The sequence below is a fragment of the Paraburkholderia sp. J12 genome (assembly GCF_905220215.1).
In the GTDB taxonomy this organism is placed as follows: domain Bacteria; phylum Pseudomonadota; class Gammaproteobacteria; order Burkholderiales; family Burkholderiaceae; genus Paraburkholderia.
On record NZ_CAJMZC010000007.1, the window covers coordinates 11,638 to 24,646 of the forward strand.

6 protein-coding genes are annotated in these 13,009 nt (G+C 64.2%); 1 reads left to right on the top strand and 5 read right to left on the bottom strand.

Going from position 1 to position 13,009, the window contains the following annotated elements; genetic code table 11:
• Positions 1-472: 472 nt before the first annotated feature.
• The 3 genes from U5760_RS16625 to U5760_RS16635 all read right to left on the bottom strand — a co-directional run bounded on the left by U5760_RS16625 (position 473) and on the right by U5760_RS16635 (position 9,497).
• Entirely contained in the window at positions 473-2,284 is a 1,812-nt protein-coding gene (locus U5760_RS16625; protein ID WP_322013274.1) for a tetratricopeptide repeat protein, read from the bottom strand.
• Positions 2,285-2,653: 369 nt separating this feature from the next.
• Complete coding sequence (locus U5760_RS16630) at positions 2,654-5,962, bottom strand: hybrid sensor histidine kinase/response regulator (RefSeq protein ID WP_322013276.1); 3,309 nt, start codon at positions 5,960-5,962, stop codon at positions 2,654-2,656.
• Positions 5,963-6,125: 163 nt separating this feature from the next.
• Positions 6,126-9,497, bottom strand: a complete 3,372-nt coding sequence (locus U5760_RS16635; RefSeq protein WP_322013278.1) for an ATP-binding protein — start codon at positions 9,495-9,497, stop codon at positions 6,126-6,128.
• Between the two features lie 336 nt (positions 9,498-9,833).
• On the opposite strand from U5760_RS16635, the gene U5760_RS16640 reads away from it, so the two are divergent.
• A complete protein-coding gene (locus tag U5760_RS16640) occupies positions 9,834-10,538 on the top strand; it encodes a response regulator transcription factor (protein ID WP_322013592.1) in 705 nt (234 codons plus the stop codon).
• A gap of 168 nt (positions 10,539-10,706) precedes the next feature.
• On the opposite strand, the gene U5760_RS16645 is transcribed toward U5760_RS16640, so the two are convergent.
• Positions 10,707-11,201: a hypothetical protein gene (locus U5760_RS16645; RefSeq protein ID WP_322013280.1), complete on the bottom strand. Its 495-nt coding sequence runs from the start codon at positions 11,199-11,201 to the stop codon at positions 10,707-10,709.
• 151 nt (positions 11,202-11,352) lie between these two features.
• The gene (locus U5760_RS16650; RefSeq protein WP_322013281.1) at positions 11,353-12,825 is read right to left on the bottom strand and encodes a PLP-dependent aminotransferase family protein; all 1,473 of its coding nucleotides are present in this window, start codon (positions 12,823-12,825) and stop codon (positions 11,353-11,355) included.
• Positions 12,826-13,009: the final 184 nt, after the last annotated feature.

Consider the following 13,009-nt stretch of genomic DNA (forward strand, 5'->3'; position numbering starts at 1 on the left):
GACCTTCATCACACTCATTTTCTGTCATAGGTCCGTCTGACTGTCACAAAGCCCCCTCCACGCCGCGACAACCTTTCGGCGGCGTTGCGGCGAGCACACGAGAAATTCATTAAGCGAAGAGAGAAAATTGTCCCGATCTTTCTGACTTAAACCAGCAAAGCCCAAAAGCATTTCGTGCACCGTCAATCCGGCAACCAAATCACGATCGGAAGCGAATCCAGCGTGCTCTGGATCTTCACTCCCAACCTCTTCGCGCGCGATCACAAGACCACCACTACAGATCGATGAACCGCACAATACGGTTCACCATACGGCGCAAGTGGAAAATCGGTTAAACCAAAAGACTCCCCCATCCGCTGACATCCGCCCCATGCTCTTCGTAATTCTTCGAACAACATCCGATAATCGCACCCTATCGAATCACCTTTCATTTCGACTCCGAATCAAGAAATTATTTTGCTTCGTAGAATTTTCAGCGATGGTGGATCGACTTTCCTGCTTCAACGGCCGCCTCCAGATCCCTTTTGACAGCAACCAACGCCGGCGCCCACACGCCATACGTGTCTTGTCGAAACAACCGCGTCGCCGGGTACCATGGGCTATCACTCCTGCCGGTCATCCATGCCCAATGCGGATTCGTGTCGAGCAACAACCACACGGGCTTGCCCAACCCGCCCGCCAGATGGGCAACCGACGTAGACGCCGTAATCACAAGGTCGAGCCCGGCTACATACGCTGCCGTGTCGTCAAAGCTCGCAAGCTGCCCGGTGTCGTCCTGAATCGACAAGCCGGCCGCCTGCATCTTGTGCACATCCTCTTCGGCGTCCTTTTGCAGACTAAAGAACCGCACGCCGCTCAAACCCGTGAATGCCTTCGCGTATTCCAGCGGACTCACTTCCAGCATCGCGTTACGCTGATGGTCCAGGCTTTCAGTCCAGACCAACCCCACGTTCAAAGCCTCGCCGCCGGCCACGCGAGACACGTTCCAACGCGAGACTTCGTTCCCGTCTGCTTTCAGATAGGGCGAAGCGAAACGAATCAGATCTTCGCCCCCAATGCCTAGCAACCCGGGAACGCTGCCGAGCGATACGTGGTAGTTTGCGACGGAGGGAAACTGAGACGTCGAAGACAGCACTGCATCGACGTACCCATCGAGCGAGCGCGACAGCAAGTCCACAAGCGGATCAAACGTGGCAAAAATGACCTTGCCGCCCTCGCGTCGCGCACGCTCCGCCAGAGGCCGTATGAAGCGAACGAACTGCAGCACGTCGCCATAACCCTGCTCGCTCCATACAAAGAGCGTTTTCCCCGCCAGGCTCTGGCCGTTCCAGAACGGAACTGGCAGATCGGGGGCCTTGTTACGCAGTTCCCTGGCGCCGTGCCAGCGCGATTCGTAATTGCCCCAACCACGCTCGTAGTCGCCAGTCGCAAGTTGCAGCGTGGCGAGCGACCACTGGATCGAGGCATCGTTGGCCTTCAGCGCATACGCGCGCTCTATCGACACGAGGGCATCGCGGGTACGCCCCATTTCCTTGAGCACATGCGAGTGGGTTTGCAGCGCGCCGGGATAGTCAGGCGCAAGCTCGAGCGCGCGCTCAGCCACATTGAGCGCAGGACTTGGCTTGCCGCATTTGAGCAACGTCGTGGCCAGATTCGTCCACGCTACGGCGTCTGCCGGATTTTCCGCGAGCGCCTCTTCGAGAAGGTCCTGCGCGAGAGAAAACTCCCCCAGTTCCAGATACGCAGCTGCCATGTTGTTGCGCAGTAGCGGGCGACGCGGCAGCGTGCGGTGGCACCTGTGATAGGCGTCGAGCGCCTCGCGTACGCGCCCCTCGAGGTGGAGGACGTACCCGAGCCAGAACCAGCTTTCGACACGTACGCATCCACTTCGGCAATGTCCGCTGGCGACGTGCAGAGCGAGATCGATATACCCCAGCTGGACCATGACATCGATCCATTCGACGACCCACGGCTGCTCCGGCGAACCCACATCCCATGCGCGTGAAAACCACATATGCGCCCTGGAGAGGTCGCCGCGGAGAAGCCCACAGCGCGCCCCTTCAACGAGAATGCCTACGTGTTGCGGGAACTTGCCGAGTGCAACATCGATGATCTCGTCCACTTCGGTCCACTGGGCGCTCAATCGCTTTACGCGGGCCAAGGCCAGCAGTTCGTCCGGATTTCGCAGGTAGATATCGTAGTTCGGCTTTTTCATGGACGCTGCCGCGTGCAGCCCCACGCGTGCGGCGTTGCCCCCGATACCAGCAGAATCGACCTGTTTCATAAGACACCTTCCACGCGGCGCGATCCACACTACACGCCAGACGAATTCGTTAACACATTGACAAGAAAACCACTCAACGATCAATCAGGATTCGTGGAATCGCTTCGCCATATGGATAATTCGTTCGTCATCCTATTTATTTAAATAAAATGCCAACGAAATCCCGCCCTGATTGCCCAGCATTCGTGAGCGTTATTGTGCTTACGACCGTCGCTCTGCAAAATTCGATCGGTCAGATATTCGCATCAGACTGGTCAGATTCTTGGGGAGACAAACTTGCAGCGATGAGTGACGGCAGGAGAGAGGCGATACCGTGCCACACGAAGGTTAGAGAACATTTCCCGCAGGAAGGCGCGGCCGCTTGATGGATCAGGCGAACGACTGCACCTGCACTACGAGCGTCGCATAGGAAACCGTGTCGAACCCAGCGAGCCCGTTGTCCGCGATATCACGCTCGAAGCCCTCGCAGCGGCGCGCCAGCTCATGCGCCCCGAACACCCCCAGCATTCCCTTGAGCGTATGCAACTCGGCCAATACCCGATTCTCTTCCCCGCGCGCCAACGCGTCCCCGATCACCTGCAGCGATGCGTCGCGCGCCTCCCGGAACGTCTCCACCAGATGCGCAGGCAACTGCCGCCCGCCCAGCACACCCGCCGCCTCGTCAGACGCACCCGGCCCCGCCTGGCCAACCCCGCCTCCCGCCACCTCCTCCAGCACCGCCCGCAGCCCACCCAGCGACAGCGGCTTCGTCACCATCCGCGCCATCCCCGCCGCCTCGCAGCGATGACGCTCCTCCAGCGTCGCCTGCGCCGTCACCGCCACCACCGGCAGATCCCCGCGCCGCGCACGAATCTGCGCCACCAGCTCGTAACCGCTCATCCCCGGCATGTTCAGGTCCGTCAGCACCACGTCCCACCGCTTCGCTCCCAATACCCCCAGCGCCGCCTCACCACTGCCCACCACCTGCGCATCGCACCCCAGCAATGCCAGCTGCTCCACGAACAGCTCCCGGTTCACCACGTTGTCCTCCGCCACCAGCACTGACAGCGAACGCGACACGCCCTGTGTCTCCGACGAAACCCGCTGCCCCGCCCCGGCCTCGCCCAGCACCGCCATGCGCAGGGCCCGCGCCAGCGCCACCACCGAATAGCCCGTCACGTCGATCATCCGCCCAAAACGCCTCGGCTCCCACGGCCCCTCCGCCCCCGCCGTCACCACCCACAGCCCCCCCTCCACCAGCCGGTTCTCCGCCTCCGCCGCCTCGCCCGTGGCGCCTTCACCGCACAGCACGATGCCGCACGCCGACCCCGCCACCTCCGGCTCAACCTCCCGTGCCTGCCGGTATGCCCTGACCTCCAGCCCCCACGCCCGCAGATGCGGCACCACCGCCTCATGCCACTCGCGCTCACCTGACACGAAGACCACCGCTCGCCGCTCGTCCGCAAACATCCTGTCCGCTTCACGCGATGGCTGACCGGCCGGCAGCCGCAGCGTGAAACGGCTGCCCGCGCCGGACTCGCTCTCCACCCCGATCGTGCCGCCCATCGCCTGCGCCAGACGCTGGCACAACGCCAGGCCCAGCCCCGTGCCGCCAAAGCGCCGGCTGATCGTGCGGTCCGCCTGCGCGAACGCCTGGAACAGGCCCGCCTGCTGCTCCCCCGTCAGACCGATGCCCGTGTCCTCCACCGACACCACCAGATCCCCGTCGACAATCGCCGCCCGCAGCGTCACCCTGCCCGCCGCCGTGAACTTGATCGCATTGCCCATCAGGTTGTTCACGATCTGCCCCAGACGCGTCGGATCCCCCAGCACGGTCTGCTCCGGCGCGCACCCGATGACCGCATGGAGACCGAGCCCCTTCGCCCGCGCCACCGGTGCGAACAGCCCCAGCGTACGCTCCAGCACCGGCACCACCGCGAACACCAGGCGCTCCAGCGCCATCTCCCCGGCCTCGATCTTCGAGAAGTCCAGCACGTCGCTGATCACCGCGAGCAACCCCTCCGACGACTGCCGGATCGTCGACAGACGGTCCTGCTGCTGCGCGTTCAGCCCCGAGTAACCCAGCAGCTCCAGGTTGCCCATCATTGCGTTCAGCGGCGTGCGGATCTCGTGACTCATCGTCGCGAGAAAGGCCGACTTCGCCGCACTCGCCCCGTCGGCCGCCTGCCTCGCCTCGCGCAGGCGCCGCTCGAGCTGCTTGCGCGCCGTCACGTCCGTGAATACCGTCACCAGCACCGCACGACCCTGGTAGCGCGCCTGCGCCATGCTCACCGACAGGTCCACTTCCGGGTCCTGCGCCGTGCTCACCGACAGGTCGAACTGCGCCACGCCACGCCGTGCCTGGCGGTCATGCAGGCGCACCAGCTCCGCCGGCAGCGTGGTGCCGGCGAACTGCGCCTGCGACGCCAGCGACTCCATCATCGGACTGCTGAGCAGCGGCCGCGCATCGTCGCATGCGATCAGACCCAGCCCCACCGGCGCCATCTCGATCAGCGTGCGACTCAGCTGCTCGCTGTCGAACACCCGTTGCGACTGCTCGTACACCGGCCGGAATACCCGCCGGTTGAAGAGCAACAGCGTTATCCATAGCGCAGCCAGAATGCAGAGCATCGTCCCCGTGCTCACGAGGAGCTGGGGCGCGAGAACCCTGGCCATCTGCTGCCATGGCTCTGCATACACGATCGTCCATCCTGTATCGCCGTATTTCGTCCGCAATACGTACATACCGTCCACCAGGGAACCGTATTCGTCCTCCGGATCGACTTGCAGCGCGCGGCGAATCACGGAAGTGTCAGCCGGACGCACATCGGAACGCTGCAGCGTACTCGCGATCGTCGCGCCGTCCTGCGCCACGATGAAGAACTGCCCGTCGTAGTGCGCAGTCGGGACGCTATCCAGAAGCCTCCATACCAAAATCTCTCCGACCACCAGGCCAATCACGTTCTGTTTTGCGTCCTGCAGGAAGGCCGTGGCCCGCACCACACGCTCGCCTGTTAGCGGATCGGTAAAGGGCCGCAGCCATCGCACCGCCGGAACATCCGGGCGCGCGTCGCTCGACCGTGCTCCGTGTGCAATCAAGGGCGTGTCGCCATCGAAGGCCAGTGCGCGGATGAGGGCAGCCCGGTCGGCAATTCTCGCGCCCACCTGCTGGCTTACGGGCCAGCGCACAAGCGACAGCAACGCGATATCACGATCAACTGCAATAAAGTAATTAGTCACCCCGATTATGTCGCGACGTGGGATGGTCACAGGTCCGGCAGTCTTTTCCGCGAGACCGACGTATCGGCTAGCAAGGACCGGTAGCGGGCCGCCCTCCGGCACCATGATGAGGACAGGGCGCATGTTTGGGTCATCGCGCAGCACCAGTTGGCCGCCCGACTGCTCCAGTGCCTTGAGCGTTTCGGGGCTCGCCGTGGCACCGCCATTCCACGCCGCCTGAAGGTTGAGCAGATTGTTGCGGAAATAGACGCCATAGCTGGCGTTGTACTGAACCACACGCTGTGCGTCGAGGGTCCAGTCGTGGCGAAGCTGCTGAAGATAGGCGTGGACCATCGTGACCGAATCGATCACGAACGCGACGATGACGACGATCGTGACAATAATGCCGCCGCCGAACAGAAGAAGATTCTGGCTATGCCGGATGCGCTCGGAAAGTCCACGCCGTCTTATGTCGGTCATTGGGTTACCTGCGGGATTGGACACGCTGTGAGAGCCGCGATGGCGCCGTGGCCCGCCCATCGGGAGCGCGCGCCTTGCGGGCGTTCAAATCCACTCTGGTTCCAAATACTGCTCGCGAACGTCCGGCAATGCAATGCAGGCGCCCGTCGAGCCTTACCCGCGTTCAGGTCACCGCTTCGTTCTGCCCCAATTCGCGAACCTCGGATGCAAACGCCGTGAATGCAGTCCCATCGAAACGGGCCGTCCCGTGGATTTCGACGACTCGCTCAAAGCGTTCGCAGCGGCGCCCAAGGTCGTGCGCCCCGAATACCCCCAGCATTCCCTTGAGCGTATGCAGTTCTGCCAGCAGGCGCTCCGTCTCGCCACCGCACAGCGCCTCTTCAATGACCGCCAACGACACCTCGCTTGCCTCCCGGAACGTCTCCACCAGATGCGCAGGCAACTGCCGCCCGCCCAGCACTCCCACCACCTCGTCAGACACACCCGGCCCCGCCTGGCCAACCCCGCCCCCCGTCACCTCCTCCAGCACCGCCCGCAACCCACCCAGCGACAGCGGCTTCGTCACCATCCGCGCCATCCCCGCCGCCTTGCAGCGATCACGCTCCTCCAGCGTCGCCTGCGCCGTCACCGCCACCACCGGCAGATCCCCGCGCCGCGCACGAATCTGCGCCACCAGCTCGTAGCCACTCATCCCCGGCATGTTCAGGTCCGTCAGCACCACGTCCCACCGCTTCGCTCCCAATACCCCCAGCGCCGCCTCGCCACTGCCCACCACCCGCGCATCGCACCCCAGCAACGCCAGCTGCTCCACGAACAGCTCCCGGTTCACCACGTTGTCCTCCGCCACCAGCACTGACAGCGAACGCGACACGCCCTGCGTCTCCGACGAAACCCGCTGCCCCTCCCCGGCCTCGCCCAGCACCGCCATGCGCAGGGCCCGCGCCAGTGCCACCACCGAGTAACCCGTCACGTCGATCATCCGTCCAAAACGCCTCGGCTCCCACGGCCCCTCCGCCCCCGCCGTCACCACCCACAGCCCCACCTCCACCAGCCGGTTCTCCGCCTCCGCCGCCTCGCCCGTGGCGCCTTCACCGCACAGCACGATGCCGCACGCCGACCCCGCCACCTCCGGCTCAACCTCCCGTGCCTGCCGGTATGCCCTGACCTCCAGCCCCCACGCCCGCAGATGCGGCACCACCGCCTCATGCCACTCGCGCTCACCTGACACGAAGACCACCGCTCGCCGCTCGTCCGCAAACATCCTGTCCGCTTCACGCGATGGCTGACCGGCCGGCAGCCGCAGCGTGAAACGGCTGCCCGCGCCGGACTCGCTCTCCACCCCGATCGTGCCGCCCATCGCCTGCGCCAGACGCTGGCACAACGCCAGGCCCAGCCCCGTGCCGCCAAAGCGCCGGCTGATCGTGCGGTCCGCCTGCGCGAACGCCTGGAACAGGCCCGCCTGCTGCTCCCCCGTCAGACCGATGCCCGTGTCCTCCACCGACACCACCAGATCCCCGTCGACAATCGCCGCCCGCAGCGTCACCCTGCCCGCCGCCGTGAACTTGATCGCATTGCCCATCAGGTTGTTCACGATCTGCCCCAGACGCGTCGGATCCCCCAGCACGGTCTGCTCCGGCGCGCACCCGATGACCGCATGGAGACCGAGCCCCTTCGCCCGCGCCACCGGTGCGAACAGCCCCAGCGTGCGTTCCAGCACTGGCACCACCGCGAACACCAGGCGCTCCAGCGCCATCTCCCCGGCCTCGATCTTCGAGAAGTCCAGCACGTCGCTGATCACCGCGAGCAGCCCCTCCGACGACTGCCGGATCGTCGACAGACGGTCCTGCTGCTGCGCGTTCAGCCCCGAGTAACCCAGCAGCTCCAGGTTACCCATCATTGCGTTCAGCGGCGTGCGGATCTCGTGACTCATCGTCGCGAGAAAGGCCGACTTCGCCGCACTCGCCCCGTCGGCCGCCTGCCTCGCCTCGCGCAGGCGCCGCTCGAGCTGCTTGCGCGCCGTCACGTCCGTGAATACCGTCACCAGCACCGCACGACCCTGGTAGCGCGCCTGCGCCATGCTCACCGACAGGTCCACTTCCGGGTCCTGCGCCGTGCTCACCGACAGGTCGAACTGCGCCACGCCCCGCCGTGCCTGGCGGTCATGCAGGCGCACCAGCTCCGCCGGCAGCGTGGTGCCGGCAAACTGCGCCTGCGACGCCAGCGACTCCATCATCGGACTGCTGAGCAGCGGCCGCGCATCGTCGCATGCGATCAGCCCCAGCCCCACCGGCGCCATCTCGATCAGCGTGCGGCTCAGCTGCTCGCTGTCGAACACCCGCTGCGACTGCTCGTACACCGGCCGGAATACCCGTCGATTGAACAGCAACAGTGTTATCCATAGCGCAGCAATGGTCGCCAGCGCCGCAACCGTAGCGGCCACGAGTTGCGTGGCCACGCCTGCGAGCACGTCGTACCAGGAAAACGCGAAGACGAGCGTCCAGCCCGTCTCGCCAAGCTTGTCGCCGATCACGAAGGTCCCGAGGCTGCCTTTGAGCAGCGTAGGGTGCACGGAGACGTCGGACTTCGGGTAGTCCGTCACGCGAAGAATGCGCTCGACCTGAGCGCTGTCGACATCGCCCCCCTCCCGCACTGCCAGAATTTTTCGATCTTCTGTCATAAGCAGGAAGGAACCGTTCATCGCATTGACCGCAACAGGCTGCAGCAAGGACTGCGGCGTGTATTCGGTTACGAAGACGGCGAACGGGTCGTTGTCGTCCAGCGCCGCCGCGGCGAGACGCACCACGGGCTGCCCGTTCAACGGGCTCGTGGATGGCGCAAGCCAGCGCAGCACAGGCGCATCAGGGCGGCCCGGGGTGCCGAGGCGCTCGGGCTCGATCCCGGATTCGAGTGCACGGATGAGCGTGTCGCGGTCGGACAATACGGAACGCGAAGTTCCGTCGGCATCCACCGGCGCGGGAATCAGCGCTGCAAAATCCCGACGTGTACTATAGTAATAGCCGGTCAACGTCTCTCCGCGCAAAAGCGAACTTTCCGTGGCCGTATGAGCCAGTTGCGCAGCCATACCGAGATAACGCCGGATCTCGCTATCGGTGGCACGAGAATGTCCCGTCACGAAAACGAACTGGGGCGTGACCGCCCGACTCGGCTGGAAGGTCATTTCACCCCCACTCGCGCGAAACCGCACGACGTCGGCGTGATCGATCTCCACCTTCTCCTGCCACGCGAGCTCCGCGCTCACCACCGCGTACCGCAGCGCCGCCTCTCTCGAGCCGATCTCGCTCAGCACGAGGCTCTTGTCGACGATGAAGTCCTTCTGCCGCTCTACCAGCGCCGCGCGCACCTGCGAGCGCACTTCGAGTTGCAGCGCGAACAGGATCAACGCCGTGATAACGACGCCCGCGCCATACGCCAGCAGTCGCTGATAGCGCCGGAAACGAATGAGCTGGGCCTGGTGGAGAAACGGCATGATGTTCAGAAGTCCGGATTGACGGAAAGAATCGATCCGTATAAACATCAATCCGCCCGGATCGGAAGACGGCGAGGCGGATTATCGGCAGACCCCATCGACGGGTGTGAAGAAGCGCCTGTTTTTCAGACAGGTCACATAGATAAAAACGGGCTTTATGACGAATCAGATAATCGACAGCGCGCGACTCCTTGTTTGAAGTCTTATTCAGGTGCTACAGAAAAGCGAAGGGGTGCCGTGGAATGCTGCGTATGCCACGGATTCGGACCAGTACGATCAATATCCACCAGCATCCGCACCAGTCTGATTTTGAATAAGGATAAATCTCATAAAATCAGCAGCACTTCTCGATCATCAGCTTCGCTGGCAAAAGGACACGCAGCCATGGCCATTGCAAAAATCAACGTCGTGCTCGTGGACGATCACCCGTTGTTGCTCAGCGGCATCAAGCACGAAATTTCGAATGTCGGGACCATCAAACTGGTGGGTATGACGCACAACTCGACCGAGCTGATGGAGATCCTGGACCGCATCCGGATCGACGTGCTCGTGACGGACTACGCCATGCCGGGCGGCGAATACGGCGACGGCATGCAACTGCTGTCGTTTCTGCGCAGGCGCTATCCGGATCTGAAGATCATCGTGTTCACCGCCATCACGAATCCCGCCATTGCGAACGAGATGATGCGGATCGGCGTGCGGTCCGTGCTGAACAAGATCGACGATGCCGGGCGATTGATTTCCGCCATCCATGCCGTCCATACAGGCGCACAGTACATTTCGCCAAGCTACGATCTGGCTTCGAGGGTGATGCTTCGGCAGAACAAGGAGGCCTCGTCCACCGGCGCGCTCGATTCGCTGTCGAAGCGCGAAGCGGAGGTCGTCCGGCTCTATATTTCCGGCATGAGCATCGACAGCATCGCCGCACACCTTCACCGCACCAAGCAGACCGTCAGCGCGCAGAAGATGTCGGCGCTGCGCAAGCTCGGCATCGAGCGCGACGCGCAGCTTTTTCAATGGGCGTTCGAGATGGGCCTCGGCACGCAGAACGCGGATTCGCCTGAGGCGCCCGCGAGGAATCCGGAGTGATAGCCGCAGTGGCTCGATCTTTTCGGCCACGACCTATAGCGCGTCGCGCTGATTAGTGCCCAGGTAATCGGGCGCGTCCCGATTTGGCCTACTAAATACTTTAAAGAACGGCAAAAACAGTGGAAACAGGCCGCCGAGAACCGGCGGCCCTGAGAAGGCGCTAGATTTTCACGCCGGGCGTTGAGACTCTTTCACGGAAGCCGGCGCCACCGCAGGCGCCGATGCGCCCGCCGGCTCGACCACAAGAACCGGGCCGCCGCTCACGGCCCATGCGGGCGTCGCGAACATCACCGGCAACGGCGCCGGAACGACCGTCCCGCCCGCCAGCGCGGCCTGTTGCAGATGCATGATCTGGGCCTGAGCCATACGCATCTGCGTTTGCATCAACTGCATCTGGGACTTCATCGCCAACATCTGATGCTGCGTCCACTCCGGCGGCGCGCCACCCGAGCTGCTCATCATCTGCAGGGTGGAGCTGCCATCGGGGCTGTGCCAGCTCCAGCTGCTGACACGCGCCGGGCCTGCCGCCGTCTGGACGATATGAGTGTTTTCCTGAACCGGAATGAGCTGCCCGTTGACGCGCACCGTAACGGGTTGGTCGGCCAGCGCCAGCGCCGGAGCCAGCGCAATGGCGCCAGCAGTGAAAACCGTGCGGAATCGCATGTGCTTACCTCCTTTGATCCATCTCGCTTCGAAAGGACGTGACTCGCGATGGAGTCGAGCCCTACTGTGGCGAACGACACTTAAACGACACTTAAGCGCAAAGGCTTGAGAGCGCTTCCGCACTTCAGGCGTCTTCTTCGGGGCTGCCCCCTCACGCCGAATACAACCCCTCTGGCCCGTTGCGCAACGTCCGCGCCAGATGCGCGAGCCCCTCGCGTAAGGCCTCTTCACTGCGCGCGCCGCTCAAGCTCAGGCGCACCGCATGCGGCGCCGATCCGCGGCCGATCACGAAGCTGTCCGCCGTCTTCACGAGCACGCCCGCATGCCGCAAGGCCGTCGCGAATTCCGCCGCGCGCCACGGCTCGGCAAGCGGCAGCCAGAGGTGCGGGCTCGCCGGATCGCTGCGATACGCCGCGCCGTCCAGCACTTCGGCGGCCACGGCCTGACGCGCGTCGATGCTCGTACGCTGCTGCGCGATCAGCCGGTCGATCTCGCCGCCCGCAATCCAGCGCGCGGCGATTTCCGCCGAGAGCGGCGCCGTCATCCAGCAGTCGCTGCGGATCACCGCGAGGATCTTGCCCACCCAGTCCTGCGGCGCCTGCACGTAGCCGATCCGCAAGCCCGGCGCGACCGCCTTCGAAAGACTGCTGATCACGATGCCCTGCTCCGGCAGACGCGCGGCGATGGGCACGGGCGGCGCGTCGAGCAGCGCGGCCGGCACGAGATCTTCGATCACCACGAGGTTATGACGCACCGCGATATCGGCAATCGCAACGCGACGTGCCTCCGAAAGCGTCGCCGTGGTGGGGTTATGCAGCGTCGGCACGCAAAAGAGCGCGCGCGGCGCGAGCAACTGGCATGCGCGTTCGAGAGCCGCCGGCACGATCCCTTCGTCGTCGATTTCGATGCCCACCAGATTCAGCCGCAATTGCCGCGCCAGCGCGACGATGCCCGGGTAGCTGAGCGCCTCGGCAAAAATCGTATCGCCCGGGCGCAGCACCGCGCGCAGCACGCAAGCCAGACCATGCTGGGCGCCCTGCGTGACGAGTACGCGCTCGGCCGGCCCCGGCGCGCCCATGCGCGCGAACCAGCGGGCACCGGCTTCGCGATGCGAGCGCCTGCCGCCCTCGGGCTGGTAGAGCAGCAATTCGCCTGAGAGGCGCTCGTCCGCCGCCAGTTCGCGCAGGGTGGCGCTCAGCAAACGGGCCTCGTCGGTGGGAATCGGAACGTTCTGGCCGAGGTCGATCGGCCGACCCGCGAGCGTCACGCCCGCCCCGTTGACGGCAGCGCCATTGCCCGCGGCAGCCGCCAGCGCTTCTGGCTGCGGCGTCGCAAGGCGAGCCGGTTCGCCGGCGAGGCCAAGGCCTTGTCCGTCGGCATCGGGCTCGGCCACGTAGGTGCCGTCGCCCACGCGCGCGACGACCATCCCGCAGCGCTCGAGCTCCGCATAGGCCCGGCTGACCGTGCCTGTCGTGACCCTCAATTTCTTCGCCAGCAGCCGGTGCGCAGGCAGTTTTTCGCCCGGCAGCATCTGGCCGCCGCGGATCGCCTGCGCGTAAGCCTGCGCAATAGCCCGGTATTTGGGTTCGTTGCTGCGGGGCAATGTGGGCAGCCAACCGTTCATGGTGTTTTCCCGGAGTCTCGGAGGCGCGATGCTCGCGCACGCCAATGCCATCAATTATCACCCCCAATCCGCAGAATTGAAGGCTGTCATTTACTTCAATTGACTTCATTGAGCCCTGCCAATCGACCCTCTAGCATGCCGTAACGCCTTGACCGGCTGTGGAGACATGGAGACCGATACGCAG

Coding starts and splice junctions, on each gene's coding strand:
- U5760_RS16640 (WP_322013592.1), top strand. CDS start 9,834: ATGGCCATTGCAAAAATCAACGTCGTGCTCGTGGACGATCACCCGTTG.
- U5760_RS16625 (WP_322013274.1), bottom strand. CDS start 2,284: ATGAAACAGGTCGATTCTGCTGGTATCGGGGGCAACGCCGCACGCGTG.
- U5760_RS16635 (WP_322013278.1), bottom strand. CDS start 9,497: ATGTTTATACGGATCGATTCTTTCCGTCAATCCGGACTTCTGAACATC.
- U5760_RS16630 (WP_322013276.1), bottom strand. CDS start 5,962: ATGACCGACATAAGACGGCGTGGACTTTCCGAGCGCATCCGGCATAGC.
- U5760_RS16650 (WP_322013281.1), bottom strand. CDS start 12,825: ATGAACGGTTGGCTGCCCACATTGCCCCGCAGCAACGAACCCAAATAC.
- U5760_RS16645 (WP_322013280.1), bottom strand. CDS start 11,201: ATGCGATTCCGCACGGTTTTCACTGCTGGCGCCATTGCGCTGGCTCCG.